Source organism: Aeromonas sp. (assembly GCF_050252055.1).
GTDB lineage: Bacteria > Pseudomonadota > Gammaproteobacteria > Enterobacterales > Aeromonadaceae > Aeromonas > Aeromonas caviae.
In genome coordinates, this window is the sequence record NZ_JBFWLQ010000013.1 from 13,946 (window position 1) to 39,901 (window position 25,956).

26 protein-coding genes are annotated in these 25,956 nt (G+C 59.1%); 16 read left to right on the top strand and 10 right to left on the bottom strand.

From position 1 onward, the window contains the following. Positions 1 to 7: 7 nt before the first annotated feature. Both AB7E19_RS18895 and AB7E19_RS18900 read right to left on the bottom strand, forming a co-directional pair. A complete protein-coding gene (locus AB7E19_RS18895; RefSeq protein WP_427936229.1) occupies positions 8 to 178 on the bottom strand; it encodes a response regulator transcription factor in 171 nt (56 codons plus the stop codon). Positions 179 to 216: 38 nt separating this feature from the next. Further along, complete coding sequence (locus AB7E19_RS18900) at positions 217 to 630, bottom strand: response regulator (RefSeq protein WP_427936231.1); 414 nt, start codon at positions 628 to 630, stop codon at positions 217 to 219. A gap of 456 nt (positions 631 to 1,086) precedes the next feature. On the opposite strand from AB7E19_RS18900, the gene ecpA reads away from it, so the two are divergent. The 6 genes from ecpA to AB7E19_RS18930 all read left to right on the top strand — a co-directional run bounded on the left by ecpA (position 1,087) and on the right by AB7E19_RS18930 (position 8,525). After that, complete coding sequence (gene ecpA / locus AB7E19_RS18905) at positions 1,087 to 1,659, top strand: common pilus major fimbrillin subunit EcpA (RefSeq protein ID WP_408815982.1); 573 nt, start codon at positions 1,087 to 1,089, stop codon at positions 1,657 to 1,659. A gap of 60 nt (positions 1,660 to 1,719) precedes the next feature. Further along, entirely contained in the window at positions 1,720 to 2,379 is a 660-nt protein-coding gene (locus tag AB7E19_RS18910) for a fimbria/pilus periplasmic chaperone (RefSeq protein ID WP_010672340.1), read from the top strand. 78 nt (positions 2,380 to 2,457) lie between these two features. Continuing rightward, a complete protein-coding gene (locus AB7E19_RS18915) occupies positions 2,458 to 4,905 on the top strand; it encodes a TcfC E-set like domain-containing protein (protein ID WP_427936234.1) in 2,448 nt (815 codons plus the stop codon). A gap of 2 nt (positions 4,906 to 4,907) precedes the next feature. After that, positions 4,908 to 6,524, top strand: coding sequence for a hypothetical protein (locus AB7E19_RS18920; RefSeq protein ID WP_427936235.1), 1,617 nt, complete (start codon positions 4,908 to 4,910; stop codon positions 6,522 to 6,524). 2 nt (positions 6,525 to 6,526) lie between these two features. Continuing rightward, positions 6,527 to 7,204 carry a fimbria/pilus periplasmic chaperone gene (locus tag AB7E19_RS18925; protein WP_427936237.1) on the top strand — a complete coding sequence of 226 codons (678 nt, stop codon included), beginning with the start codon at positions 6,527 to 6,529 and terminating at the stop codon, positions 7,202 to 7,204. A 106-nt stretch (positions 7,205 to 7,310) separates the two neighbouring features. Next, the gene (locus AB7E19_RS18930; RefSeq protein ID WP_427936239.1) at positions 7,311 to 8,525 is read left to right on the top strand and encodes a hypothetical protein; all 1,215 of its coding nucleotides are present in this window, start codon (positions 7,311 to 7,313) and stop codon (positions 8,523 to 8,525) included. A 76-nt stretch (positions 8,526 to 8,601) separates the two neighbouring features. Here AB7E19_RS18930 and leuE read toward each other — a convergent pair whose 3' ends face one another. Then, the gene (leuE, locus tag AB7E19_RS18935; RefSeq protein ID WP_010672336.1) at positions 8,602 to 9,240 is read right to left on the bottom strand and encodes a leucine efflux protein LeuE; all 639 of its coding nucleotides are present in this window, start codon (positions 9,238 to 9,240) and stop codon (positions 8,602 to 8,604) included. A 211-nt stretch (positions 9,241 to 9,451) separates the two neighbouring features. Here leuE and AB7E19_RS18940 point away from each other — a divergent pair, with 211 nt between their 5' ends. After that, the gene (locus tag AB7E19_RS18940; RefSeq protein WP_041214206.1) at positions 9,452 to 10,672 is read left to right on the top strand and encodes an MFS transporter; all 1,221 of its coding nucleotides are present in this window, start codon (positions 9,452 to 9,454) and stop codon (positions 10,670 to 10,672) included. A gap of 228 nt (positions 10,673 to 10,900) precedes the next feature. Here AB7E19_RS18940 and AB7E19_RS18945 read toward each other — a convergent pair whose 3' ends face one another. Then, a complete protein-coding gene (locus AB7E19_RS18945) occupies positions 10,901 to 12,085 on the bottom strand; it encodes an NAD(P)/FAD-dependent oxidoreductase (protein ID WP_268452440.1) in 1,185 nt (394 codons plus the stop codon). A 162-nt stretch (positions 12,086 to 12,247) separates the two neighbouring features. Beyond that, positions 12,248 to 12,772 (bottom strand): non-heme ferritin, encoded by a 525-nt coding sequence (gene ftnA / locus AB7E19_RS18950; RefSeq protein ID WP_010672333.1) that lies wholly within the window; start codon positions 12,770 to 12,772, stop codon positions 12,248 to 12,250. Positions 12,773 to 12,981: 209 nt separating this feature from the next. Here ftnA and AB7E19_RS18955 point away from each other — a divergent pair, with 209 nt between their 5' ends. Beyond that, positions 12,982 to 14,766 (top strand): diguanylate cyclase domain-containing protein, encoded by a 1,785-nt coding sequence (locus AB7E19_RS18955; RefSeq protein WP_427936286.1) that lies wholly within the window; start codon positions 12,982 to 12,984, stop codon positions 14,764 to 14,766. 17 nt (positions 14,767 to 14,783) lie between these two features. On the opposite strand, the gene fabV is transcribed toward AB7E19_RS18955, so the two are convergent. After that, on the bottom strand, positions 14,784 to 15,971 hold the full coding sequence (fabV, locus tag AB7E19_RS18960) for an enoyl-ACP reductase FabV (protein WP_322131101.1): 1,188 nt from the start codon (positions 15,969 to 15,971) through the stop codon (positions 14,784 to 14,786). 452 nt (positions 15,972 to 16,423) lie between these two features. Here fabV and AB7E19_RS18965 point away from each other — a divergent pair, with 452 nt between their 5' ends. Further along, positions 16,424 to 16,858 (top strand): universal stress protein, encoded by a 435-nt coding sequence (locus AB7E19_RS18965; RefSeq protein ID WP_010672329.1) that lies wholly within the window; start codon positions 16,424 to 16,426, stop codon positions 16,856 to 16,858. Between the two features lie 191 nt (positions 16,859 to 17,049). After that, positions 17,050 to 18,063 carry a tryptophan--tRNA ligase gene (gene trpS, locus AB7E19_RS18970; protein ID WP_427936244.1) on the top strand — a complete coding sequence of 338 codons (1,014 nt, stop codon included), beginning with the start codon at positions 17,050 to 17,052 and terminating at the stop codon, positions 18,061 to 18,063. On the opposite strand, the gene AB7E19_RS18975 is transcribed toward trpS, so the two are convergent. Then, a complete protein-coding gene (locus AB7E19_RS18975; RefSeq protein ID WP_202044898.1) occupies positions 18,042 to 19,016 on the bottom strand; it encodes a LysR family transcriptional regulator in 975 nt (324 codons plus the stop codon). The genes trpS and AB7E19_RS18975 overlap by 22 nt on opposite strands. 91 nt (positions 19,017 to 19,107) lie before the next feature. Between AB7E19_RS18975 and AB7E19_RS18980 the strand changes: the two genes are divergently transcribed. Together AB7E19_RS18980 and AB7E19_RS18985 are read left to right on the top strand one after the other, a co-directional pair. After that, positions 19,108 to 20,007, top strand: a complete 900-nt coding sequence (locus AB7E19_RS18980; protein WP_045522666.1) for a DMT family transporter — start codon at positions 19,108 to 19,110, stop codon at positions 20,005 to 20,007. Continuing rightward, entirely contained in the window at positions 19,992 to 20,153 is a 162-nt protein-coding gene (locus AB7E19_RS18985; protein ID WP_010672325.1) for a hypothetical protein, read from the top strand. The genes AB7E19_RS18980 and AB7E19_RS18985 overlap by 16 nt, the downstream gene beginning before the upstream one ends. A gap of 105 nt (positions 20,154 to 20,258) precedes the next feature. Here the strand turns inward: AB7E19_RS18985 and AB7E19_RS18990 are convergent, their stop codons facing one another. Next, positions 20,259 to 20,729 carry a DUF6314 family protein gene (locus AB7E19_RS18990; protein ID WP_029313393.1) on the bottom strand — a complete coding sequence of 157 codons (471 nt, stop codon included), beginning with the start codon at positions 20,727 to 20,729 and terminating at the stop codon, positions 20,259 to 20,261. A gap of 42 nt (positions 20,730 to 20,771) precedes the next feature. On the opposite strand from AB7E19_RS18990, the gene AB7E19_RS18995 reads away from it, so the two are divergent. Next, positions 20,772 to 21,626, top strand: a complete 855-nt coding sequence (locus tag AB7E19_RS18995) for a DMT family transporter (protein WP_041212087.1) — start codon at positions 20,772 to 20,774, stop codon at positions 21,624 to 21,626. 63 nt (positions 21,627 to 21,689) lie between these two features. Here the strand turns inward: AB7E19_RS18995 and AB7E19_RS19000 are convergent, their stop codons facing one another. Then, the gene (locus AB7E19_RS19000) at positions 21,690 to 22,553 is read right to left on the bottom strand and encodes a GGDEF domain-containing protein (protein WP_045522664.1); all 864 of its coding nucleotides are present in this window, start codon (positions 22,551 to 22,553) and stop codon (positions 21,690 to 21,692) included. A 169-nt stretch (positions 22,554 to 22,722) separates the two neighbouring features. Beyond that, positions 22,723 to 23,436: a 3-deoxy-D-manno-octulosonic acid kinase gene (locus AB7E19_RS19005; RefSeq protein WP_139736269.1), complete on the bottom strand. Its 714-nt coding sequence runs from the start codon at positions 23,434 to 23,436 to the stop codon at positions 22,723 to 22,725. A 138-nt stretch (positions 23,437 to 23,574) separates the two neighbouring features. On the opposite strand from AB7E19_RS19005, the gene AB7E19_RS19010 reads away from it, so the two are divergent. From AB7E19_RS19010 to rpoZ, 3 genes are all read left to right on the top strand, one after another. Beyond that, the gene (locus AB7E19_RS19010) at positions 23,575 to 24,675 is read left to right on the top strand and encodes a glycosyltransferase family 9 protein (protein ID WP_069784779.1); all 1,101 of its coding nucleotides are present in this window, start codon (positions 23,575 to 23,577) and stop codon (positions 24,673 to 24,675) included. Positions 24,676 to 24,931: 256 nt separating this feature from the next. Then, positions 24,932 to 25,558 (top strand): guanylate kinase, encoded by a 627-nt coding sequence (gmk, locus tag AB7E19_RS19015; protein ID WP_139700782.1) that lies wholly within the window; start codon positions 24,932 to 24,934, stop codon positions 25,556 to 25,558. A gap of 79 nt (positions 25,559 to 25,637) precedes the next feature. After that, the gene (rpoZ, locus tag AB7E19_RS19020; RefSeq protein WP_005307060.1) at positions 25,638 to 25,913 is read left to right on the top strand and encodes a DNA-directed RNA polymerase subunit omega; all 276 of its coding nucleotides are present in this window, start codon (positions 25,638 to 25,640) and stop codon (positions 25,911 to 25,913) included. The last annotated feature ends 43 nt before the right edge of the window (positions 25,914 to 25,956 follow it).

The following is a 25,956-nucleotide window of genomic DNA, read 5'->3' on the forward strand; positions in this document are numbered from 1 at the left end:
TTTTATCCTAAATGTTCATATGGCGTTTGGTAAGCTCGATTAATTCGACCATATTGCTAACCTGTAGTTTTTGCATGACTCTCGTTTTATAGGTGCTAATAGTTTTTTCACTCAAAAGCATATCATTAGCAATTAACTTGTTTGAACGCCCTTGGCATAGCGCAATCAGCACACTCATCTCTCTATCTGAGAGCGTCTTCAGAATATTATTATTGTTTACATCAGCTGAATATTTACCATGTACCCTAATTTCAGTAGGAAAAAAATCTCACCTGCAAGGCAAGCCTTTATTGCCTTGTTTAACAAGGTCAGATCTTCCAGTTTGGAGACGAAGCCACTGGCGCCGGCCTGAAAGCTACGGATCATGATGTGATGACTGTCTTGGGCTGAGAGCACAACAACGAAAGGGGTATTTTCCAACTCTCTCATCCTTTTAATTACCTCGATCCCATCAAGCTTGGGAATACCTATATCTAACACAACGATATCGGGAGATATACGCTTGCACTCCTGAATAGCATCGACACCATTGTCTACCTCACCACATATGTTGTGTCCATCTTGCTGCAACAATAATGAAACAGCCATTCTTATTGCAGGATGGTCATCAACTACCAAAACATTCGCCATATGTACCCCCATGTTGCATTAAACATACAACGATTCGAACACACATAATCTATCACTATCTTTGGTCATTTCAGGAAGTGATCTCGGCAACTTCGCACCAAGTATAGAAAATTATTTTTTGTTTTTATAATCATGCACTTATCATATCGCCCCCTAGAAATGAGACTAAAAAAGTCTCTCACTCTCAAATCGATGAGTGCTTTTTATATTTAAAAAACATATAGATACATAAAAAATGAGGGGATTCGACACAGTAAAGAAACACAAGTAATAACGTATAGCACATACACTTATTAAGACTTTTCCTACACGCCCTTTTGTCGATGAAGATGCGTTACTACGGTATCTTTGCTGTCGAAATCTTGGCCATCCTACTCCACTGCACGGAGAGTGGTCCAAGAATACGGCAAGTATCGGGTATCCAGCCTGTCATATTGGGAAAATTAGGAAGAAAAAATGAAAAAGACTCTGATTGCACTGACCGTTGTAGGCCTCGGCTTCACTACCGCCTCTTATGCTGCCGTAGAAGCCACAGCCGTCGCGACCTGGCAGGCCACTGCCAAGAAAGACACCACTTCCGAGCTGGTGGTCACCCCGCTCTCCAGCCTCTCCTTCCAATATGCCGAAGGGATCAAGGGGTTCAACACCGTCAACGGCCTGTTTGATGTCGCCATCAAGGGGGATGCCAGCGCGACCGACTTCACCCTGAAGGCGAAGAAGCTGAACGGCACCCTGAATCACCTGAGCGGCGACTCTACCGTCGATGTGGGTGTGCTGTGGGGCGGCGCCCCGGTCAGCACAACCGCCTACACCACCCTGATCGACACCGCTGCCGGCATCACGGGGGGGAATCTGTCTCCTCTTGCCAACGGCTTCAAGAACGATGCCGAACGCGTCACGGCGCAGGGTTCCTTCACTTTCAACATTGAAAGTGCCACTGCCAGCGGCACCCCCACCACCTTTGACGCCCTGCCGGACGGCCTGTGGAGCGGTGAAGTCAACGTCGAGTTCGTAGCGAACTGGAGCTAACTCATCCACCGCGTACCATTGAGGGCCCTGAGGGGCCCTTTGTTCTCTTAGGGGCACATCATGAACCTGAAAATTGCAGCGATATGGCTGCTGCTCATTCCCGGTATCAGCCAGGCAATCAATGTCGGCGCCGTCACCACCTTCATCGATGCAGGCAGCCAGGAGGTCGCCAAACAGATTGAAAATGGCAGTGACCAGGCCAGATTGGTCACGATCAGCGTGACACGCATCACCTCACCGGAAGAGGGAGGGCAGGAGATCCCCATGGAAGTCAGCGGCGAGCTGATGTTGTCACCCAGTCGGCTGATGCTGCCCGCCAATGCCAGAAACAACGTCAGGTTCTTTTACAAGGGTCCGCAGGATGACAAGGAGCGTTACTACCGCATCCGCTGGCTGGACACGGCGCTCTCCGTCGACGATCAGCGCAACGAACGCCGTCAGGCGGTTGCCACCACGTCAGCACAGATAGGCACCATTCTGGTGGTAACACCACGCCAGCACCGGTTCGCCTATGACCTGAAGGACGACACGCTCACCAACCAGGGCAATGCCTCCTATCGCACGGTAGCGTATGGCCCCTGCCTGAAAGGCGAGGAGCTGTGCAAGGAAACCTACTACGACCTGCCGGGCAAGCAACGCCGGTTCAAGCAGGTCAACATGCGTGATCCAAAGAGCCACCTGGGACTCTGGCTGGGTCAGGAATTCGTCGTCATCAAGTAACCCCCTATCACGGTGCCGCCCCACCCTCTTGCAGGGTGACGGCTCTCGATCTCCACACCCGGAACCATGGTGCTCGATATGTTGAAAAAAGCCTGGCTGTTGCCGCTCTCCTGGCTGATTGCGATGTCAGCCTCGGCCAGCACTGCTGCCCCTCTCAAAATTGCCAACGTCATCATTCCTGCCAGTTTTGCCAAGGCGCTGGAAGAGGGGCTGGCGGTACCGGTACGCCTGCGATACACGGATGAGGACAACAGGATCGACACCCTGACCGACGACACCATCGGCAATGCCACCCTGCTGCTGCAAGACGGCAAGCTGCACTTGTTGCACCTTGATTTCAGTGCCGGCCAGCAGCAAGGCGTGCTGAACGATGCCCTTACCACTCTGCTCTCCAGCAAGCAAAGACGCACCTTTTCTGCCGATGGCGACTTGCAGATCGATGCCGATGCCAGCATGCAGCTGGACCTCGTCGCCATGCTGCTCACCATCCGGGTGTCACGGGACGCCTTTGGCCAGGCGAGGCAATCTGACAACCGTGTCGCACTGACCCCGACGGTGGACACCCTGACGGGCGTACAGCGCTACAACCTGGGTTACTCCTTCATCAATACCCCCCAGAGCGGGCACCAGGACTCCAATTTCCTGCAGCTGGAGAGTACCGTCGGGCTGGGCGCGCACCATGTCGCCGTGGATGCCTCCCTTTACAACCTGGGTGAGCCGGAGCAGAGCGGCGATATCTACCGCGCCATGTACGAGCGGGATCTCGATGATCGCCGCATCGCAGCAGGCATGGTCTCGACATGGGACCTGCAGACACTGGGGGTGGTGACGGGCCTGACCACGGGTCGCCTCTACGGCGCATCCTATGGCAACCAGGCGCAATCTCGAAAACAGACCACCAACGAATCGACCACTCCGGTGCAAGTCTTCATGCCCGCCAACGGCGAGGTCAGGGTCTATCGGGATGAACGCCTGATAGGCCTGCAAAACCTGGCGATCGGCAACCAGCACATCGACACCTCCGCGTTCCCCAACGGGGTCTACAACGTCACGGTCGAAGTCTATGTCGACGGCCGCCTGACCAGCACGACCACCCAGCGAGTCACCAAGCTGGGCGGCAATCAGGGCTTTACCCGGGAGTGGGGATGGCAATGGTGGGGAGGCATGATGGAGAACAGCCAGCACAGCGGCGATTCCCCCCTGCTCGGTCTGTCGCTGGCACGCTCGCTGGATACCCTTGATCTGGCGACGACCACCTATGCTTTCAGGGATGCGGCAGTCGGCGAGGCACGCGCAAGCTGGCAGGTCACGGATCGCCTCGGCACCCAGTTGCAAAGCATGCTGTCCACCGATCACTCCTGGCGGCTGGCGTCCAGCCTTTCCTTGCAAGCCCATGACAATGCCTCCCTGTGGGTCAGCCAGGAAAAACTGTATGCAGGCGATGCCCTGGGAGTGAGTGCAACCGAGCTCTACTCGGCCGGCATCACGATCAATCTGGGTGGCTGGGTCAGCGGCATGGGCCAGCTGACCTTCAACACCACGCACGACCGTCAGATGAACAGCGATCGCAGTTATGCGGATTACTACCAGCACCTCTATGCGGGCCGATACGGCAACCTCTCCATGCGCGCCAGCCTGCAGAGCGACAGTGGCACACTCAATGGATTCAGCAACAAGAGCATCACCCTGGACTACTCCATCCCGTTCGACAATCTGTTCAGCTTCGGCATGAGCAGCAACGAGCAGGGCCAGACCACGGCCAACCTCAACTATCAGAAGCGCATGGAGGGAGCCATCAACCTGGCCGCACTGAATGCCTCCCGCATGATGCACGGCAGCGACACACACAATATGGCGCTTTCCGGCACCCTGGGGTTCGAGAACAGGGTCATCGGCGGCACCATGACGCTGGGTCGCGGTCATGGCGGCGACGTGAATGGCAACCTGATTGCACGGGGTGCCCTGATCACCACGGAGAACGACGTGATCGCATCCAGCCGGAGCACCTCTGGTTCAGGCCTCATCATCAATACCGGCATCCACCGGGAAGGACAGATGCTCGCCAAGGTGAATGGACAGGACTACCCCCTGCAAGGGGAACAGACCTTCCTGGCGCTCTCGCCTTATCAGGAATACGAGGTGGAACTGCTCAACAGCAAGACGGGCAAGGACAGCTATGACATCAACACCGGCAAGCAGCGCTACACCCTGTTCCCCGGCAACGTCGCCACTCTGGATGCCGGCAGCAGCATCAAGGAGATGGTCACCGTGTTTGGCGTACTCAGGGCAGAAGATGGCTCGCTGCTTGCTAACGCCCGCATTGACAACCACATCGGCACCACGGTGACCAACGAGGTCGGCGAGTTCACCCTGGACGTGGACAAGGCCAACCCCATGCTGACTTTCCGCCGGGGAAGCGACTTCTGTGAAGCCGACCTGGATCTTGCACAACACACGGGCGCGGCCTGGGTCGGCATCGTGACCTGCCAGGGGCTGCCCACCTACGCCATGGTGAGAGAGTATTGAACATGAACATCACACACAGATTGCTGCTGGTCATTGCACTTGGCGCCGGCTGGGCACAGCAAGGCAGTGCGGCTGTCACAAAATATAATCTGGCTGATGCCGATCTTCGTCATTTGCTGTTTATTGAAAATCAGGAGGACAACAATTTATTCATTACCCCAACCGATTATCTGGACCCTCGCCTGTCGGGTGGCAATGCCTGGACGTCCGACTCCAGACAGGTCAGCCTGGCCTATGCCGACAATGGCTATAACTACACTGTCACCAACTACAACATCGACATGTGGGAAAACGGCCCGATTCGGTATCCTTATATCAATCAGCGTTGCATAAAAAGCTGGTCTGGATGTGATCCGCAAACGGCAGAAGCGGTCAACAAACCGGTCGTCGTCAATGAGACTGGTTTCTTTGGGTTAACGAAAGCCGCGACTGGATATGCTCATGCAAAATTGAGCGCCAGCTTCTTTGATTACCTGCGCACCATGCCGGTTGGAGCCATCCTGAACAGGGAGATGAACCTCTGCATGACCACCCGAGCCTATGATGCAGCCTCGGGTGAGCGTTGCATAGATCAAAGCAGCGGCACCTGGTATGTGAGAAAGGTACAGCACAAGAAAGCGGGTCATCTGCGCTTTATACAGACCAATGCCATCAGTGAAGTGATCGTGGACAGCAATGGAGCCCCCTATGTGTTACCCGGTTCACAAGGCTGCGAGAATTATCGGCGGGGTACCCAGGATGGCATTCTCTGTCGCTTCCTTGACTACGATTTCAATCTAGACGGGAATCAGTCTCTCTCAGGGATAAACATTAACACCAACATGAAAAACTCGGCACTTAATAGTGCTATTGCTAGCACAGATGTGCAAATGAGCACAAATCTAACTAATTGGGCACTTAAAGGATACAACTACGATCTTAATTACCTTAGAGGCCAGTCCTCTATCTATATTTTCCTATCAAGTAATTTTTTCAAGCAGGTGGTCAGACTAGGACTTCAGAACCAGCTAACCAGAAGCTTTATTAACTTCAACATGACAAACATCAGATCTCCAGAAAGTGGATTTTATGAATTCAGTGGCACCACTGAAATCGTGATAAAGCCACGGGACTTCAGCGTATCCATCTTGTCTTCGGAGGGCGTCAGCAATCCTTACAGGGAGGGGCAGGTCGGAAAAGACATTCTGAGCTTCTCATACAATATCTCTGATAGCGGCCCCATCAGTGCCGATATGCTGGAAATTTCTATTTCACAGGACAGAGGGTCGCCCTATCGGGGATATTGCACCTTCTATCCGGCAGGCTCCTTCGCACCTGAACAGGCCGTCCCCATCCCTACCAGGCTGGTATTCGATTCGGTGGCTCATGGAGCGGGTTCACGGCACGCCATTCGCTGCGATCGCACACCGGTGGATATTCGCACCCTCGGAATACAGGACAATCAACCACCACAGGAGTGGAATGATCCCGTCAACGGCCAGGGCATCACCCGGTTTTACAAGCTGGCGCTGGAATTCGACCTGACCGATCCCATGGTGCAGCGCACCATGGGCGACGAGATGTGGGAAGGCGAGGTGGAACAAAGCGGCACCATCACCATCAAGGGGACCTGGCGCTGACCATGGAGTACAACATGCATCGTCTACTTTGGCCCTTGCTGGGCGGCTTGCTGGCCTCACAGGCCGCCGCCCTCGACATCGGCGCCATGACTCTTGCCATGGCGCCAGAGCAGGAGTTCATTACCAGAACCCTGACCAACAACAGTGCTTCACCCAAGCTGTACGACATACAGATGGAAAAAATCAGCGACCCCACGGCCAGAGGCAGGACACTGCCCACCGTCCCCGGTGAGCTGCTGTTTGCCCCCAAGCGCTTCACCCTGCACGCCAGACATGCCCAGAACGTCAAGTTCTACTACAAGGGGCCCGCCGATGACCATGAGCGTTACTACCGCATCACCTTCACCGAGTCACCGGCAGCCCAGGTGGATGAAGGCAGCCAGACGCAGCACCGGGGAACCGTCGAGGTGAAACTGGCCCTGCAGTCCATCCTGGTGGTGCGCCCGCGTCAGTCACGTTTTGCATACCAGCTGGACCCGGTACAGAGCGCCATCACCAATACCGGCAACACCTATTTCGAGTTCATGATCAAAAAAGGCTGTGAACAACCAGATCACGAGGCAGAAAGTAAATATTTATTACCGGGAGAAAGCTATCAAAACTCAAAAATAGGTAAGACAGGAAACCAGCACATGATTATATATCAGCAACGATTCATTCCTTTAGGTAAAGAATGCTGAAAATAAATAACACATCACTTAACTGGGCGATAAAGCGTTACACTTTAATTATTGCAATATCACAAGCATTTGCAACATAAATTATTCTCGACATAGGAGTTATGGAATGAAGTACATATCTTTAAAAATTAAGTTGTTCTTAGTGAGCATGCTGTTCATATCATCTTCTCATGCAGATACTTCAGAGCCAGAAATCATAGCGGAAAATGTATATAGAGTTTTCCCAGGAGATCATGTCACACCAGCCTATTTTATAAGGGAGGGTGATAAGAATATATTTAAAGTTGAGCATGACAGCATCATAAATACAGGTGTAATTGGCAAAGATGTTGTCAAGATCTTATCCTCTTCTACGGGTGACTTTGCAGCCCTGACCTCCATCGGCAATGTCCTTCTCAATAAAGGGGATCAGAATACCTCAATGATCATCCCAGGTATTATAGATTTACAAGCGATGCAAAGTGGTTTCGTTGCTCTTCGTAGCAATGGAACAGTTGTCACCTGGAATGAGCAAACACCTCCTTTCCAATGTCAGACCAACTTAAATAATATAAAAAGAGTTATCACGCACCCCAATAGTTATGGTGTTGTTGCATTACATGGAGATGGGTCAGTATCAGCATGGAGCTATGATATTTGTAGTGGCTTTTCTACTAACAATACTGAAGTTATTGATGTTGCTGTAGGAACATACGGATTCACAATTCTAGACAAAGAGGGTAATGCATATAAATACCCTTATGATACACAACACCTGATATCCCAGGAAAAAAATGTTTCCCATATTATCAGTGGTAATAACTATGGTTTATCTGTCAGTAAGGACCATATCACTTGCAGTGATGCATCAGCTTTTATTAATACGAAGGGTAGTTTGACTGTGGCAACAGCTTTGGGCACGGGGATGATGATGCTACAAATGTCAGATGGTTCAGTATCTCAAGCTCACTGTTATAATAGCAATCTCAATGAACAATCTCAGACAACTCTGAAATCATTGGCCAACATTAAGTCTGTAATTAGCAATTACAGTGGCTTTGCAGCCATTGACACCGTCGGTGATGTGTTCACTTGGGGTGGTTATAGCGATGAATATAATAATGAACAGCTCGAGACGTATCGACACGATATCGCATCAGTAATCCCTATGCTCAATTCATTCGCCGCACTCAAAATTGATGGTTCTGTAATTGCTTGGGGTGACCAGATGAGTATTGAAAATGGCTCCCAGAGTAAACTCAGAAATATTACAGGGATATATCCTTCCGCTGGGCAGTTTTTAGCATTGTCTAAGAGTGGCACCCTTTATATGTTTGATTGACAGAACAGCTGGGGACGCCCGGCTCTCTCCATCTATTAACAGCAATCATGTTCACGAAATTGGCTAATTGATTGGGTCAGGAGGAGAGCGTCGCCAGCCTGGCCGCAAACCCCATGAAGAAGAGGCCGATAAGGCCGTTGCCGAGACGGGCCGCCGTCTGGCGCTGACGGAAAAAGCGGGCCATCAGGGTACCGCCGAAGATCAGCAGGGTCAGATAGACGAAGCTCATCGCTTCCAGCATGCCAGCCAGCACCAGGTAGGAGATCCAGGTGTGGGCATAGCTGAAGTCGATGAACTGCACGAAGAAAGAGACGTAGAACAGGATCGCCTTGGGATTGGTGAGGCTCAGGGTGAGGGCCTTGGTAAAATAGCGCTCACCGGGATCCATCTCGGATGCCGGTCCCGCCTTTTTGGCGATGAAGTTCGCGTGCAGGATCTTCACCCCCAGATAAAGCAGGTAGATGGCGCCCAGATAGCGCACCAGGGTAAACAGCAATGGGGTGGTGCGAATGAGGGACGCGATCCCCAGATAGGCGCAGAAAATGAGGATGGCATCGCCGACGAAGACGCCGAGGGCGGCGCGATAACCCGGGCCTATGCCGCGCACGGCACCGGTTCGCAGCACATAGAGGGAGTTCGGGCCCGGGGCGATGATGATGAAGAAGAGACCGACCAGATAGGTCCAGACGTTGATGACACCCAGGCTTTCGAACATGTTCCCTCCATGGCGGGTGATGAGCCGGATAACGGCGGCAGGCCTTCTATACTAATCCGCCCCGCGCCAAGCACAAGATCTGACCAGCCATCCACACGCCGTCAGCATGAACGGCCTGCGCGCCACGCGAACGCAATCCGGGCGTTCGCCCATTTTGGTTATGTCCAGATACGCCGGGATAGGGCATGGTAGAGGGAGTGATACCCCAGCCATGGACAAGACCTTGAGTACCGACACCCCGATCACCGCCCCGCCCGCGGTGGACAACCCGACTACCACCGCTTATCCGGTGATCGCCGCCATCAGCTTCTCGCACCTGTTGAACGACATGATGCAGTCGGTACTGCTGGCCATCTATCCCCTCCTGAAGCTGGGGCTCGATCTGTCGTTCACCCAGATAGGTCTCATCACCCTCACCTACCAGTTCACGGCCTCGCTGCTGCAACCCCTGATCGGCCTCTATACCGACCGCAGACCCATGCCCTACTCCCTGCCTCTGGGCATGGGCTTCACTCTGGTGGGGCTGCTCTACCTGTCGCAGGCAGGCAGCTTTGGCGCCGTGCTGTTGTCGGCCATGCTGATCGGCATGGGCTCCTCCGTCTTCCACCCGGAATCCTCCCGGGTCGCCCGCATGGCGGCCGGCAACCAGCCTGGTCTGGCCCAGTCTCTGTTCCAGATCGGCGGCAATCTGGGATCGGCCATCGGCCCCCTGCTCGCGGCGCTCATCATCGTGCCGAAGGGACAGGGCAGTGCGGCCTGGTTCTCGTTGTTCGCACTCATCGGGGTCATCGTGCTCAGCTTCGTCGGCCGCTGGTCCAGCCACCATGCTGCCAGCTTCCATCGGCGGATGAGGGCCCATGCCGGCACCGGCCTGAGCCGCCGCCAGATTGGCTGGTCACTGGCCATCCTCGGTCTGCTGATGTTCTCCAAGTTCTTCTACATGGCCAGCCTGAGCAGCTATTACACCTTCTACCTGATGGACAAGTTCCACCTGTCGCTGGAGAGCGCCCAGCTCTATCTGTTCGCCTTCCTGTTTGCCGTCGCGGCGGGGACAGTGCTCGGCGGGCCGCTCGGCGATCGCATCGGTCGCAAGCGGGTGATCTGGATCTCCATCCTCGGCGTCGCTCCCTTCACCCTGCTGCTGCCCCACGTCGACCTGTTCTGGACCTCGGTGCTGTCGATCGTCATCGGCCTCATCCTGGCGTCGGCCTTCTCCGCCATCCTGGTCTACGCCCAGGATCTGGTACCCGGCAAGGTCGGCACCATTTCCGGCCTCTTCTTCGGCTTCGCCTTCGGCATGGGAGGGATAGGGGCCGCCCTGCTGGGCAGATTGGCCGATGCCACCAGCATCGAAACCGTCTATCAGGTCTGCGCCTATCTGCCCCTTATTGGCCTGCTGACCGCATTCCTGCCCAATATCAGGAGAGGCTAGAGGCCAAGCGGCCGCCAGCGTCGACGGACGAGTCGACCGACCATAAAAAACGCGGCCTGAGCAGGCCGCGTCTGGTTCCATCACTCGGGCCGCCTGACACGGCCCGATCCGCTCGGACTCATCCGCCTAGCCTCTTTGTCAGCACCCCAGCCCGACGACCGGGCCAACTGGAAGTTGTCACCCGAGAGGCCGCTGACGGGGCCATTCACCGCAGGGCCGCGGCATCCCTCAGCAGTACTGGCCTGCCACCCAGCCCGACGACCAGGCCCACTGGAAGTTGTAACCACCGAGCCAGCCGGTCACGTCCACCACTTCGCCGATGAAGTAGAGGCCGGGCACGGTGCGCGCCTCCATGGTCTTGGAGGAGAGCGCGTTGGTATCCACCCCCCCTAAGGTCACTTCGGCGGTGCGATACCCTTCGGTGCCGTTGGGCAGGATCTGCCAATCCCCCAGCAGGGTGGCCACCGCCTCCAGCTCCCGTTCGTTGTACTGGCGCATCGGCTTGCTCACCAGCCATCCCAGCTCCACCAGCTTGTCGACGAAGCGCTTGGGCAGCTCGCGCCCCAGCACGGTTTTCAGCTCCTGGGCAGGATGGGCCTGGGCCCAGGTCTTGAGGGTCTCTGGAATGTCGAGATCCGGCAGCAGGTTGATGTGAATCTTCTCCCCCGCCAGCCAAAAAGAGGAGATCTGCAGGATGGCGGGGCCGGAGAGGCCGCGATGGGTGAACAGCATGGCCTCCTTGAAGCGGGTGCCATCCTCGGCGGTCACCGCCACCGGCAGGCTGACCCCCGCCAGATCGGCGAAGGCCTCCTTGTCGGCCTGATGCAGGGTAAAGGGCACCAGCCCGGCGCGAGTCGGCAGCACGGTGAGGCCGAACTGCTCCGCCAGCTTGAAGCCATAAGGGGTAGCACCGAGTTTCGGCATGGAGAGGCCGCCGGTGGCGACCACCAGCGACGAGCAGGCGATCTCCCCCTTGCTGGTGTCGAGCACGAAGCCTTCATCTGTCTTGCTGACGGTGAGGATCTCGGTCTGGAACTGCAGGGTCACGCCAGCCCAGGCGCACTCGGTCAGCAGGATGTCGACGATATCCTTGGCGCTGTCGTCACAGAAGAGCTGGCCCAGCGTCTTCTCGTGGTAGTTCAGGCCGTGCCTGTCCACCAGATCGATGAAATCCTGCTGGGTATAGCGCGCCAGCGCCGACTTGCAGAAGTGGGGGTTGGCCGAAAGGAAGGCATGGGGACCCGCCTGATGGTTGGTGAAGTTGCAGCGACCGCCGCCGCTGATGAGGATCTTGCGGCCCGGCTTTTTGGCGTTGTCGAGCACCAGCACGGAGCGACCCCGGTAGCCAGCCTGGGCCGCACACATCAATCCGGCCGCCCCGGCACCGATCACCACCACATCCACCTGTTTCATCGTCACTCACCCATCAAAAGAAAAACGGCCCCTTTACCTTAAAGGACCGTCATTGTACCCGGCAGACACCAGCACAGCGGTACAAGGATACCTGCAAATAGAAAACGGCCCCTTTACAAGGGGCCGTCATTGTACTGACTGAACACTAAGTGTCCACGACTATCAGGCGTTGCCGTCCATGATGCTGGCCGGGGCGCCCTTGGCCAGCTCGGCCAGCTCCTTGTCGATGAAATAGAGGCCCTTGCCATCCTCGCCCACCAGGCTCAGACGGTCGACGATGCTCTTGAACAGCTTCTCCTCTTCGTGCTGCTCGGCCACGTACCACTGCAGGAAGTTGAAGGTGGAGTAATCCTGGGTGGTGAAGGCGACATGGGCCAGACCGTTGATGCACTTGGTGATGTGATACTCGTGCTCCAGGGTGGTGCGGAAGATGTCACCCAGGGACTTGAATTCATGGGGAGGCGCTTCGATGGCCCCCAGCACCGGCATGGCGCCGGTCTCGCTCACGTAGGTGAACAGGCGCTCCATGTGCTGGCGCTCCTCGACCGCATGCTGGCGCAGGAAGGTGGCGGCTCCCTCGAAGCCCTTGTCCTCGCACCAGGCGCTCATCTGCAGGTAGAGGTTGGAGGAATAGAATTCAAGATTAATCTGCTCGTTCAACTTCTCGATCATGGCTTTGGCCAACATGATGATTCTCCACTGTGATTTGCCCACGATTGTCGCCACTGTTGCATCCTGACGCAACCAAAGACAACCGACGCACCCCGCAGTTGCGACGACTTTTCACCTCATCCTCTCCCCCATACGGTTATAGAGAAGCAAAGAAACATGGTGTAGGTGACATCAGCCATTATGATGGCGCCATTGGTCGGGGAAAGGATTCAATGAGATTCATAATGGCACTGGCGCTGCTCTGGATGACCCAGTTGCAGGCAGCTCCCTCCTTGCTGAAAGAGGCTGAATTGCAAGCGGCGCGCGATCCCGTCGGCTATCTGCAGCGCCTCGACGCCAGTCCCCAGCAGGATATGGAACTGTTCTACGCCAGGTCCCTGGCCCAGGCAGCCCTTGGCCGCTATCCACAGGCACAGCGCGACAATGCCCGCGCCCGCGGTCTGGCCAATGCCCAGCAGGAGACCCTTCGCCTGCTCGACTTCCGGTTGCAGCAGATTGCCCTGACCCTGGATGCCGATACGCCGGATCAGGCGCTCGATCTGCTCACCCAGCTCTGGCCAGCGGTCCGGCATCACCCCAGGCAGGTCTCGGAGTGGCATGCCCTCAACGGGCTCGCCCTCTACCGTACCCAGCAGATGAAAGAGGCGATCCTCGAGCTCAAGACCGCCTATCACCTCAAGCAGAAAGAGCCGGATTCCATCCTCTCCACCTTGCAGTGCGGCCGTCTGCTGATGACACTCGGCAACCTCTATGCGGACCTCAATCTCTACCGTGAGGCCGAGACCTATTATCAGGATGCCCTCGGCCAGATGGTGCAGCTCAACGAACCCAACAGCCAGGCCATCATCCGGGCCAACATGGCCAGGCTCTACATCGACATGGGCCAGCCTGCCAGAGCCAGCCAGTTGCTCGATACCCTGCTGGCCACGCCGAGCCTGTCACCCCACTATCGTGCCATCGTCCTCGGCTACCAGGCCATGGTGTTCAACGCACGGGCGGACTGGCACGCCGCCTGGCGCAGCCTGGAGGAGGCACAAGCCATCTATGACAGGCTGGATAGCCCGCAGGCAGCCTCCCGTCTGACCGAGATCCGGGCAAGAACCTTGCTGGGTCGTGGCGAAAAGCAGCTGGCCCTGCAACTGCTGATGGAGCACACCGCCCCTCTCTCCATGGATGGTCGGGCGATGCAGGCCAGGTTGCTGGCCGATCTGGGCCGCTACCCCGAGGCCTACGGGGCCATGACCCGCTACATGCAGTACTACAAGCAGCACTTCAACCAGACCCTGAGCCAGCATGCGGCCGCCTTCCAGGTCGAGATGGATCTGGCTCGCAGCGAGGCCAGCAATCGCGTGCTGCAGCAGGAGAACGAGAGCAAGCGCCAGCAACTGCTCTACCAGCAGAGTGCCCGCTACTACCAATTGCTGCTGCTGGTGCTGCTGGCCGTCGCCCTGATCCTGCTCGGGCTCACCACCCGCAGGCTCCACCGCAGCTCGCGCCACCTCTACAAGCTCGCCACCTTCGATCAGCTGACCGGGCTGCCCAACCGGCGCGCCCTGCTGGAGAGACTGGGTCAACAGTGGCTGCACGAAACGCCCCTGACCCTGCTCATCATCGACATCGATCACTTCAAGCAGATCAACGACAAGCATGGTCACCAGGCGGGGGATCAGGCTATCCGGCAGTTGGCCAGGGAGCTCAAGAGCTGGGCGCCGGACCAGCAATTGATCGGGCGCTGGGGCGGGGAAGAATTTCTGGTGGCCATGACCCAGGACGGGGCCACCTGCTGGCGGCTGGCGGAGCAGCTGAGAAGCCGGATCGCCTACCTGGCCGCCCCCCACATGACCATCAGCATCGGAGTGGCGGAACGCTCGACGCAGGATGACAGCCTGAGCCAGCTCATCCATCGGGCCGACATGGCCATGTATCAGGCGAAACGCCAGGGGCGCAACCAGACCGTGCTGGCCCAGTCTCCCCACCTTTCCCCTGAACTGGCCTGCAACGTCGCCTGATGCCCCTCGTGCGGGTGTCAGGGCGTCAGCTCAGTGAGTGACGCCACGTTCACCGGCGCACCGTAATCCACCCCCGGCAGCTCGAAGCCGTTGAGCTGCATGAACTCCTGGCGCAACCCGGCAAAATCCCCCAGGGTGCGGAAGTTCTCCGGCGTCACCTTGGGCCAGAGTGCCGAGACGGCGGCCTGCACCGCTGGCTCAAGCTCGTGGTCATCCATCCGGATCAGCCGGTTGCCATCGGCGACGACCCCTCTGGGCCCGTACATCTTGTCGGCAAACAGCCGCTGCATCTGCTCGATGCAGCCCTCGTGGACACCACGCTCCTTCATCACCCCCATCAACAGGCCCAGATAGACAGGCAGCACCGGAATAAACACGCTCGCCTTGGTCACCAGCGCCTTGCAGACCGACACCCAGGCATGACCGCCAATCCCGGCAAGTTGCAGGTTGATGGTCTCGGCGGTGGCGTGCAGGTGCTCCTTGGCATAGCCGATGGTGCCGTCCCGATAGAGGGGATAGGTGGACTCGGGGCCGATATAGGAGTAGGCGACGGTCCGGGCACCGGGGGCCAGGCAATCCGCCTGCTGCAATGCCTGCATCCAGCGCTGCCAGTCCTCGCCCCCCATCACGGTGACGGTGTCGCGGATCTCCTCCGGGGTGGCTGGCACCAGCGACTGCTGCACCAGCGCATCGTGCTCCAGATCCAGCCCCCAACCTTGCAGCGGCTGGCCTGTGGTCTTGAGCACCGAGCGTACCTGTGTGCCATCCGGCATCACCCTGACTCCGCTCGCCAGCGAATAGACCACCAGATCCACCTGCCCGAGCTGCTGGCGGATGACGTCGATGGCCTGCTGGCGCATGGTGTCGGAGAAGGCATCCCCGATCAGGTTGACGGCGATGCGACCGGCTTGCTCCGCCACCTGACGAAACCAGATGTTGTTGTACCAGCCAGCACTGCCGAGCCCCTTGTCGGAGGGACCCCGCTCGAACGAGACGCCCAGGGTATCGGCCCCGGCACCGAAGGTGAGCGCGATCCGGGACGCCAGCCCGAAACCGGACGATGCCCCCAGCACCAGCACCCGTTTCGGCCCGTTGAACGGCCCCGCCGCCCGCACCTGTTCGATCTGTTGCAGCACGGCGGCGCGACAACCCATGGGGTGGCAATTGCGGGCAACACAACCCTGGATCTGGGGATGAATGATCATGAAGGACTCTCCGGTGCATCGGTGGGACATGAGAAACGGCCATGACAGCGTCACCCGGTTGCAGGTGAGGAGCCCTGGCCGTTTTGCCAAGGGAACTGGCTACAGCATAACCAAGGGGGGCGGGATTACCTTGATGTCGGACGGGATATGGGCTGGAAGAGGGCAGAAAAACAAAAGGGAGCGCGAGGCTCCCCAAAGCGGTATTCAGATGCTTTTTGTTGTTTTGTGTTCATTGCGAAGCACGGGCACATCCTATTCCCCCACCTTCCCGGGGGCAATAGCACGCCTGTGACCGGCGTCAAACTCCTGTTCAAAATATGCACTCCCCGGCCACCTGCACCTCTACGCCTTCCGGTTCGGGGTCAGGCAAATCCTGAAACTGTGGCGACGATGCCGTTTTAGTTTCAGCAGACATTGGTATAGTGGACCCAGGATCAGTGAGGAGAACTCCCATGAATGGAACCTATTACAAACACGTACTGGCCGCGATCGACCTGTCGGAAGACAACCGCAAGGTGATCGAGAAGGCGGTCGACCGGGCCCGCTCCAACGGCGCCAAGCTGTCGGTGATCCATGTGGATGTGGACCTCAAGGATCTCTACACCGAGATGATCGACATCGACATCGACAACGTGCAGGACCAGGTGATCGCCGAAGCGAAGGAGAAGCTGGAAGCCTTCCTCGCCTCGGTGGACTACCCCATCGAGAAGAAGCTGGTCATCTGCGGCGATCTGAGCGAGCGGGTTAACCAGGCGGTCAAGGACTACCAGATCGACCTGCTGGTGTGCGGCCATCGCCAGAGCTTCTGGAGCCTGCTCACCTCGAGCGCACGCCAGCTGATGAATACCGTGCCCTGCGACATGCTGGTCGTGCCCTTGCAGAAGTGATCGAACAGGCGTAGTGTGATTTGCCATGAATATGACCTCATTCAATCACAACTACTGGTGGTGCTGCTTCTAAACAGGCGGCACTGCTTTTCTATGTAAAATTCCCCAAAGAAAACACCGTGACCGCCGAGAGGCGGTCATTGTTTTCATCCCTTTGTCGCCTCCCGGCTCACCCAACTGGAGAGAGTGACATGCACAACCCCGTGATCCTGACCGGCGACCGCCCCACCGGCAAACTGCACATCGGCCACTACGTCGGCTCCCTGCGCCAGCGCGTGGCCGCCCAGCACCATTACCGCCAGTTCGTGATGATCGCCGATCTGCAGGCGCTGACCGACAACGGCCACAACCCGGCCAAGGTGACCGACCACGTGCTGGAGGTGATGGCCGACTACCTGGCCGCTGGCCTCGACCCGGCCAAGACCACTTTCTGTCTCCAGAGCGCCCTGCCCGCCCTCGCCGAACTCACGACCTACTACCTCAACCTGGTCAGCGTCGCCCGGCTGGAGCGCAACCCCACGGTGAAGGCCGAGATCCAGCAAAAAGGGTTCGAGCGCAGCCTGCCCGCCGGCTTCCTCGTCTATCCGGTCAGCCAGGCCGCCGACATCACCGCCTTTCGTGCCACTCACGTGCCGGTGGGCGAGGATCAGCTGCCCATGCTGGAGCAGACCAACGAGATAGTGCGCCGCTTCAACACCCTGGTTGGCAAAGAGGTGCTGACCGAGTGCCAGCCCATCCTGAGCGACACCGGCCGCCTGCCCGGCATCGACGGCAAGGCCAAGATGTCCAAGTCCCTTGGCAACACCATCGAACTCGGCATGTCGTGCGACGAGATCAAGCAGGCGGTGTTCGCCATGTATACCGACCCCAATCACCTCAAGGTGAGCGATCCGGGTCAGGTGGAGGGCAATACGGTGTTCGCCTATCTGGATGCCTTCCACCCCGACAAGGCCCTGGTGGCCGAGATGAAGGCCCACTACCAGCGCGGTGGTCTGGGGGACATGCGCTGCAAGCAGGTACTCAACGACTGCCTGCAGACCCTGCTCGCTCCGATGCGGGAGCGGCGCGAGGCCGCCATCGCCGACAAGCGCCAGCTGCTGCGCCTGTTGCAGCAGGGCACCCAGCAGGCCCGGGCCCTCACCGACGAGGTGCTGGCCGAGGTGAAGGGTGCGATGGGGCTCGACTACTTCGCCGGATTGAACTGATCCGCCCCGCGCTGCGCCGGGCTGCCGAGCGCATCCGCGCCGTAGCGCTCCTTCGCCAGCCGGTGCAACAACCCCTTGAACCAGCCGATCGCCTCGTCATGGGCACTGAGCGGGTGGCCCGCCATCAGATAGACGATGGGGATGGCGGGTTCCAGCTGGTGCAGGCGCAACGGATAGTGGCGACAGAAGTGGCGCCCGATCATCTCGGGCACCACCACCAGGTAGCGGCCGGTCGCCATCAGCGGCGGTACCGCCATAAAGCTCGGCAGCCTGACCCCCAGCTCCCGCTCCACCCCGAAACGGGCCAGCCAGAGATCCACCATGGCCTGGCTGTGGCCCCAGCTGGAAGTGTGGATATGGGGGCGGCTGACCAGTTCTCCCGGCCCCAGCATGTCGGGCAGAGCGCTGCCGAGGGGCGACAAACAGACCAGCGGATTGCTGAACCACTCCTCGCGCCACAACCGGGGCGAGAGGTGGTTGGCACCGGCAAACCCGATCACCAAATCCAGTTCCCCCTTCTCCAGCTCCCGCTCGTAGTCGCTGTCCGCCAGCTCGCACACTTCCAGTCGGCAGTGGGGAGCCTGCTGCACCATCCACTCCACCAGCACCGGCACCAGGCCGTGCTCCACCGAGCCCGGGGTGGCGATGCGAAAGATCCGCCGCGCACTTGCCGGGTCGAATCCCTTGGCCTGACGCAGCCCCTGCTCCAGCATGGCCAGCGCCTGGCGCACTGGGCTCGCCAGCGCCTTGGCCCGTTCGGTCGGCATCATCTCGCGCCGACTCATCACGAACAGCGGGTCATCCAGCGCCTGGCGCAAGCGCCCCAGCGCATGGCTGACGGTGGATTGGGAGAGGTGCAGCCGTTCGGCGGCGCGGGTGACGTTGCGCTCCTGCATCAGCATGTCGAACACGGTGAGCAGGTTGAGGTCGAGGCGGGAGAGGGGCAGTTCCATCGATATTGGCCATAGTTGAATGACGACAATTCATTTTTGGCATAGTAGCAGATTGCATAGAATGCGCAGGCGAATTACATCGGAGATTCAAATGCGTAGCTATCTGTTGTTGCTGGCGATCGGCCTGTTGTGGGGCTCCCAGTTCATTTTCATGCACCAGGCCGTGGCTGAACTGCCCCCCATCATGGTGGCCGCCGGACGCGCCCTGTGCGGCAGCCTGACCCTGGGTCTGCTCTGCCTGTTCATGCGCCTCAAGAGTGAACACACGCCCTGGCGAACCTATATGCTGATCGCCCTGCTCGACGCCACCATCCCCTTCATCATGGTGGCCTGGGGACAACAGTACGTGGACAGCGCCATCGCGGCCGTGGTCATGGGTTGTATCCCCTTTGTGACCATTCTGGCGGCTCCCTTGTTTATTTCTGGTGAAAGAATCACCAAGGGCGGCCTCGTCTCCGTGATCATCGGCTTCATCGGCGTGCTGGTACTGTTCTGGCCCAAGCTGACCAGCGGCATGAATGCCGGCCTGCTCGGTGCCATGGCCATCCTGTTCGGTGCCAGCTGCTTCGCCATCGGCCTGCTGATGATCAAGCGCTTCGCCAAGGACCATCCTGTGGTCGTGGCCCGCAACATCCTGATCTCCTCAGCCATCCAGCTGCTGCTGGCCGCGCCCTTCGTGGCCGACCTGAGCACCCTCACCCTGCCGAGCCAGCAGGCCATGGGCGCCGTCGCCATGCTGGGGATCTTCTGTACCGGCCTGGTCTACTTCCTCTACATGGCGCTGATCCAGAAGGCGGGCCCGACCTTCGCCTCCTTCAGCAACTACCTGGTGCCGCTGTTCGGCGTCATGCTGGGAGCCCTGTTCCTCGGCGAGCAGATCCAGTCCACCACGGGCGTGGCGCTGGCCCTGATCCTGGGTTCGGTCGCCCTCAACCAGTGGGCACAGCAGCGCCGCCAACAGCGGGAGGCTGCCCTATGTCAGGCATCCTGACCACCCTCTGCGGCGGTCTGGTACTGATAGCCGGCTGGCAGTATCGCCACCGGCTGGCCGGGGTGCTGGGTCTGCTGATGGTGCTGCTGCCCTGGTTCTTCGACAGCAAGCTGCAAGCCATGCTGAACTATGCACTGAATGCCTGAAGACCCTCTCTGCGTGTGTGACGAGAGTGTATCTCTCCTGTTTTTGGGACCGTTTTAACAAAACCTCCGATTTGTCCCCTCTACCGGCGCCCTGCGCCGGTTTTTTTATCTCTGCGCCTCTGGTCCGTAGCGATAACTCAACCGCTCGTTCTTGCGCGGCCCCGTTATCTGCCAGGCGAGCAGGAAACCCTCGCCGGTTTCGGTCAGCTCGGCGCTGTAGTGATCCTGCCCGCACAGGTGAGGCTCGGCCGTGACCCAGTGCCCGTCCCCCCGGGGCAACAGCTCGAACAACATCACCGGCTGCTCGTAGCGCAGGTGGGAGAGCATGATCCCCCGTGCGGTGCGCTGCCACCAGAAGCGGTTGTGCATGGTCAGCTCCCGGCCATGGGGCGTGGTGTAGCGACCCGTCTCGGCATACAGCCACCCCCCGTGGTGATCGGTCACCACCACGGCCCCCTCCCCGCGACCGCACCAGTCGGTGGCGGATCCGGCCCCGTTGCTCGCCTCGAAGGCAAATGCTCCGATCTGTGACAACCCTTCCCATAAACGCTGGATCGCGCCTTCCAACTCGGCCATCATAGCGCCCTCCAAATTGACAACTGACGACAATTCAATCACATGAACTACTTGATAGGGGTTACCCTGCTCTGGTCCTTCTCCTTCAGCCTGATCGGGGTCTACCTTGCCGGTCAGGTGGATGCCTACTTCTCGGTACTGACCCGCATCGTGCTCGCCAGCCTGGTGTTTCTGCCCTTCCTGCGCCGTCGCTGGCTGCGCCCCGATCTGGTGGCCAAGCTGATGGCCCTCGGTGCCATCCAGCTCGGCATCATGTATCTCTTCTACTACCACTCCTTCCTGCTCTTGACGGTACCGGAAGTGCTGGTGTTCACCATCTTCACCCCCATCTATGTCACCCTGATCCACGACCTGCTGGAAGGGCGCTTCAAGCCTGTCTATCTGTGGGGGGCCCTGCTGGCGGTGCTGGGGGCGGCCGTCATCCGTTTCGACGGCCTGACCGAAAGCTATGTACTGGGATTCCTGGTGGTGCAGGGCGCCAACGTCTGCTTCGCCCTGGGCCAGGTAGGCTACAAGGTGCTGCTGGCCCGGGAGGCTGAGCAGCCGCCCCAGCTGGCGGTGTTCGGCTGCTTCTATCTGGGCGCCCTGGTGATCGCCCTGCCCGCCTGGTGGCTGCTGGGCAAACCTCAATATCCCGCCAGCCCCCTGCAATGGGGCATCCTCTTCTGGCTGGGGGTCGGGGCATCCGGGCTCGGCTACTTCCTGTGGAACAAGGGGGCGACCCTGGTCAGCAGCGGTGTGCTGGCCATCATGAACAACGCCTTGATCCCCGCGGGTCTGCTGGTCAATCTGGTGCTCTGGGGAAAGGATACCGACCTGCTCAGGCTCGGTCTGGGCGCCCTGCTGATGCTGGCTTCTCTCTGGGTCTGCCAGCGTCAGCAGGTCAGTGAGCGCTGACTGAAAACCATTGACGCTGATGGGTCCATCGGCGTCAATGGGTACGCGGACACTGACTGGCCGTCAGCCGACCACGGCGTTGTGTTCCCGCTTCGCCTGACCGTGGCAGGAGGCCAACCGGGCCAGCAGGTGATCGAGCTGCTCGGCACTCTGGCTCTGCACCAGGCCGATACTCACGGTCACCGGGCGCTGGGGCAGCAGGCTGGCGTCGGCGATCTCAAGACGCAGCCGCTCGGCAATCTCCAGGCCGCTCAACCGATCGGTCTGGGAGAGCATCAGGATGAAGCCGTCTTCGTCCCAACGGGCGAAGGGATCTTCCCGGCGCAGCTCGCGGCGCACGATGCGGGCCAGCTTGGCCAGCATGGCGTCGCAGGCCGCCTCCCCGAACAACTGCAGGATCTTGCTGCGGTGATCCACGCTGAACTGCAGCAGACAGAAACTGCCGCTCTCGCTGGCCAGCCGTTCATCCAGCAACAGCTCGAAGTGGCTGCGGCTCTCGAGGCCGGTGAGGGGATCCGTGTCATGGCGATCCTCCAGGGGCGCCATGGCGGCATCCAGATGGCGAACCACCCCCAGCAGTTGACCCCCTTCGTCGCGACGGACCCGCTCCTCCAGCCGGATGTAATGGCCCTGATGGTGCAGGATGCGGTACTCGAGTCGAAGCCCGTTGCTGCGCCCTTGCTGACAGGCCTCCAGGGCCTCTGCCAGACGGGGAGCATCATCCGGATGTACCCGATCCAGCCAGCCGAGATCTCCCAGCTCACCCCCCTCCAGACCTAGCAGTTGCAGACAGGAAGGGTCCCGCTTCAGACCCTGCCCGGCCGACCAGGTCCAGATCCCGGCCTCCAACATCGCCATGGCCTGTGCCATCAGCGTCACCTCAAGGGGAGTGGTGACCTCAACCCCGGGAGTCTCATACCTTTCCATCACGCGCCTCGAAACCGGATCTGAATATCTGTCCAAGCAATCACACTCAATAAGTAACATTGGTGCTGGCGCCGAGCAACCGCGCCAGCATCGCTGGCCTCGCACCCCTCGCCCCCGGTGGTCCGCCATCAGGGCCTGCCTGCTTCCAGCTACGAAGTGAAGCCAGACGTCACGCCACCTTGCCCTGATAGCCTGCCATCAGGGCTTGCCAGTTCTCCGGCACGAAGTGGAAGCTGGTGTGCAGTTGCGACTCCTTGTTGAAGGAGCGCAGCAACCGCTCCAGGTTGGCCTGCTGCCAGTTGCCGGGGGAGCGGATGGCTCCTTTGTCGAAGTCGATCACCCACACCTTGCCCTCCTTGTCGAGCAGCAGGTTGTGGCTGTTGAGATCCGCATGATAGACCCCTGCATCGTGCAACTGGCGCACCGTTTTGCCTATCTTGTGCCACACCTCACCGGCGATCGACCCCTGCTTGAGCAGGGCCACCAGATCCTTGGCGCCGCGAATACGCTCGATCAGGATGTCGGCCCGATAGAAGGGCCCCTGCTTGACCATGCGGGCCGCAAAGGGGCGCGGCACCGGCAGCCCCTGTTCACTCAGGGTCGCCAGCAGACGATATTCAGCCATGGCCCGGCTGCTCTCCACCCCCTCAAACCAGAACCGGTCACGTACCAGCTTGCCCACCATGCCGCCACGGTAGTAGTGACGCAGCACCAAGTGACGGGATTCATCCTTCACGAACCAGGTCACACCGCGGCCGATGGAAGAGCCCACCACCTGGCGATGGGTCTGCCACCAGACAGGATCGAACAAGGCAGGGGAAGGATCGCGGAAGACTCCGTCGGCATACCAGCAGACCTGGTTGTGGGTGGTGTGTGTCAGCATGATGAGATTTCCGGTCGATAGTGGGGGCAGGGCATCCATTCAGAAAGCCGTGCCGGTCGGGCAACCGGCGCAATTTTACAATCCACAGGGGAGTTTGCATAATGCCATCCATCCATTTTGCCATCGTTGCGCCACATCATGCCGCTGTTCCAAACGCCGCCCTCCTCCATCTGCATCCTGCGGCTCTCCGCCATCGGAGATTGCTGCCACGCGCTGGCGCTGGTGCGCGTCATCCAGCGGGAGTGGCCCCAGACCCGCATCACCTGGATCACCGGCAAGATTGAGGCGACCCTGTTCGCCGATCTGCCGGGGGTCGAGGTCATTCCCTTCGACAAGAGCAAGGGGTGGCGAGGCTATCGCGATCTCTGGCAGACCCTCAAGGGGCGCAGGTTTGATGCCCTGCTCCACCTGCAGGCCGCCATGCGCGCCAGCATCGCCACCCTCGGCATCAAGGCCAAGGTCAAACTCGGGTTTGATCGGGAGCGCGCCAGCGACGGTCAGTGGCTGTTCACCAACCATCGGGTCCCCTCACCCGCCTCCCCCCACGTCCTGGACGGCTTTCTCGCCTTCGCCAAAGAGCTCGGGATAAAGGATCTGACCCCGGACTGGCAACTGCCCATCAGCGCCAAGCACCAGGCCTGGGCGAAGGAGAAAATTGGCGGCAAGCCGACCCTGCTCATCTGCGCCGCTGCCAGCAAGGCATTCAAGAATTGGACTGCCGCCGGCTATGCCGCGCTGGCGGATCACGCCGCAGACAAGGGCTTTCAGGTCTATCTGTGCGGCGGACCGGCCAGGCTGGAGCGGGATCTCGCCGCCGAGATCCAGCGCCTCAGCCAGAGCAAGCCGGAAGATTTGGTGGGGCAGACCAGCCTCAAGCAATTGCTGGCGCTGATTGGCGAGGCGAGCCTGGTGCTGGCCCCGGATACCGGCCCGGCCCACATGGCCACCTTGGTGGGGACACCCGTGATCGGCCTCTACGCCCACCACAACCCCGCCCGTACCGGCCCCTATCTGTGCCGGGATTATCTGGTCAGCGTCTATCAGGAACTGATTGAGCAGGAGACCGGCAAGCCGCTGGCCGAGCTCGGCTGGCGCACCCGCCTCAAGGATCCGGACGCCATGGCCAAGATAAGCCGCGAGCGGGTCATCGCCGCCTTCGACCGCCTCTGTACCGACAAGCATCTTCTACCGACCCAGGGCAACTCGGAAATTCCGAGCCCTGGCGCAGGGATAATCTGATGGCCCGGCCCCGGCTCCGTGGGCAGAATGGCCCTCTATGCGGGTAACGCCCGCACAGCAAGCTACGGATATTTTGATCGGCTGGAATATGATTCCGGCCGTTTTTTTATCCGCCCCCATCTGCTAACATTCGCCGCCTTTACATCCTCCTGACTCTGATTCCTCCGCGCATTGCGAGCAACCGTCTCCCTTATCGGGCACAAGACGGCGGCCTCTGCTACAACCAAAGCGCGGATCATCGCTTAAAGGTACAGACATGGCGCAACAAGGCACTCTCTATATCATCTCTTCCCCGAGCGGGGCCGGTAAGTCCAGTCTGCTCAATGCCTTGCTGACCCAGCACAACGCCGCCGGCAAGATGCAGCTATCGGTTTCCCACACCACCCGCGCCACCCGTCCCGGTGAAGAGCACGGGGTGCACTACCACTTCGTCAAGGTGGAAGAGTTCAAGGCGCTGATCGAGCGCGGTGACTTTCTGGAGTGGGCAGAAGTCTTCGGCAACTACTACGGCACTTCCCGCGCCGCCATCGAGGCCTGTCTGGCGCAGGGCATCGACGTCTTCCTCGACATCGACTGGCAGGGTGCCCGCCAGATCCGCGAACTGATGCCGACCAAGTCCATCTTCATCCTGCCCCCCAGCCGCGAGGAGCTGGAGCGCCGCCTGATCGGCCGCGGCCAGGACAGCGCCGAGGTGATCAAGGGCCGGATGGAGAAAGCCATTGCCGAAATGGTGCACTACGACGAGTATGACTATGTCATCATCAATGAAGACTTTGATCAGGCACTGTTCCAGCTCAGGGCCGTCATAGAGTGCCAGCGCCTGGAAATGCGTCAGCAACAGCAGGCCCAGCAAAACTTGCTGAAACAGCTACTGGCAGAGTAAGCCAAAAACAAGTAAACTTTTGCGTCATTTTTAAACACCGCTTTTTCAATCACAGAAAGCCCAAACACTGGAGTCCCGCATGGCCCGCGTTACTGTAGAAGATGCTGTAAAACAGGTAGGTAACCGTTTTGACCTGGTGCTGGTCGCCGCGCGCCGCGCTCGTCAAATCGCGGTACAAGGCAAGGATCCCCTGGTCGACGAAGAGAACGACAAGCCGACCGTGATCGCCCTGCGCGAGATCGAACTGGGTCTGGTCAACAACCAGGTGATGGATACTCAGGACCGCTACGAGCAGCAAGAGCAGGAAGCCGCCGAGCTGGCTGCCGTTGCTGCCATCGCAGAAGGTCGCGGCTAAGTCAGTCGCTTCCCATAGTCGGCGCCCGCCCGGGTGCCGGCTG

Bases quoted from the DNA above. Each gene is read 5' to 3' on its own strand.
- gmk (WP_139700782.1), top strand. From the start codon at position 24,932: ATGGCGCAACAAGGCACTCTCTATATCATCTCTTCCCCGAGCGGGGCC.
- AB7E19_RS18985 (WP_010672325.1), top strand. From the start codon at position 19,992: ATGTCAGGCATCCTGACCACCCTCTGCGGCGGTCTGGTACTGATAGCC.
- fabV (WP_322131101.1), bottom strand. From the start codon at position 15,971: ATGATCATTCATCCCCAGATCCAGGGTTGTGTTGCCCGCAATTGCCAC.
- AB7E19_RS18945 (WP_268452440.1), bottom strand. From the start codon at position 12,085: ATGAAACAGGTGGATGTGGTGGTGATCGGTGCCGGGGCGGCCGGATTG.
- AB7E19_RS18900 (WP_427936231.1), bottom strand. From the start codon at position 630: ATGGCGAATGTTTTGGTAGTTGATGACCATCCTGCAATAAGAATGGCT.
- ecpA (WP_408815982.1), top strand. From the start codon at position 1,087: ATGAAAAAGACTCTGATTGCACTGACCGTTGTAGGCCTCGGCTTCACT.
- AB7E19_RS18925 (WP_427936237.1), top strand. From the start codon at position 6,527: ATGGAGTACAACATGCATCGTCTACTTTGGCCCTTGCTGGGCGGCTTG.
- ftnA (WP_010672333.1), bottom strand. From the start codon at position 12,772: ATGTTGGCCAAAGCCATGATCGAGAAGTTGAACGAGCAGATTAATCTT.
- AB7E19_RS18965 (WP_010672329.1), top strand. From the start codon at position 16,424: ATGAATGGAACCTATTACAAACACGTACTGGCCGCGATCGACCTGTCG.
- AB7E19_RS18930 (WP_427936239.1), top strand. From the start codon at position 7,311: ATGAAGTACATATCTTTAAAAATTAAGTTGTTCTTAGTGAGCATGCTG.
- AB7E19_RS18955 (WP_427936286.1), top strand. From the start codon at position 12,982: ATGGCACTGGCGCTGCTCTGGATGACCCAGTTGCAGGCAGCTCCCTCC.
- AB7E19_RS18975 (WP_202044898.1), bottom strand. From the start codon at position 19,016: ATGGAACTGCCCCTCTCCCGCCTCGACCTCAACCTGCTCACCGTGTTC.
- AB7E19_RS18995 (WP_041212087.1), top strand. From the start codon at position 20,772: ATGAACTACTTGATAGGGGTTACCCTGCTCTGGTCCTTCTCCTTCAGC.
- AB7E19_RS18915 (WP_427936234.1), top strand. From the start codon at position 2,458: ATGTTGAAAAAAGCCTGGCTGTTGCCGCTCTCCTGGCTGATTGCGATG.
- trpS (WP_427936244.1), top strand. From the start codon at position 17,050: ATGCACAACCCCGTGATCCTGACCGGCGACCGCCCCACCGGCAAACTG.
- AB7E19_RS18940 (WP_041214206.1), top strand. From the start codon at position 9,452: ATGGACAAGACCTTGAGTACCGACACCCCGATCACCGCCCCGCCCGCG.
- AB7E19_RS19005 (WP_139736269.1), bottom strand. From the start codon at position 23,436: ATGCTGACACACACCACCCACAACCAGGTCTGCTGGTATGCCGACGGA.
- leuE (WP_010672336.1), bottom strand. From the start codon at position 9,240: ATGTTCGAAAGCCTGGGTGTCATCAACGTCTGGACCTATCTGGTCGGT.
- AB7E19_RS18920 (WP_427936235.1), top strand. From the start codon at position 4,908: ATGAACATCACACACAGATTGCTGCTGGTCATTGCACTTGGCGCCGGC.
- AB7E19_RS19010 (WP_069784779.1), top strand. From the start codon at position 23,575: ATGCCGCTGTTCCAAACGCCGCCCTCCTCCATCTGCATCCTGCGGCTC.
- rpoZ (WP_005307060.1), top strand. From the start codon at position 25,638: ATGGCCCGCGTTACTGTAGAAGATGCTGTAAAACAGGTAGGTAACCGT.
- AB7E19_RS18910 (WP_010672340.1), top strand. From the start codon at position 1,720: ATGAACCTGAAAATTGCAGCGATATGGCTGCTGCTCATTCCCGGTATC.
- AB7E19_RS18895 (WP_427936229.1), bottom strand. From the start codon at position 178: ATGAGTGTGCTGATTGCGCTATGCCAAGGGCGTTCAAACAAGTTAATT.
- AB7E19_RS18990 (WP_029313393.1), bottom strand. From the start codon at position 20,729: ATGGCCGAGTTGGAAGGCGCGATCCAGCGTTTATGGGAAGGGTTGTCA.
- AB7E19_RS19000 (WP_045522664.1), bottom strand. From the start codon at position 22,553: ATGGAAAGGTATGAGACTCCCGGGGTTGAGGTCACCACTCCCCTTGAG.
- AB7E19_RS18980 (WP_045522666.1), top strand. From the start codon at position 19,108: ATGCGTAGCTATCTGTTGTTGCTGGCGATCGGCCTGTTGTGGGGCTCC.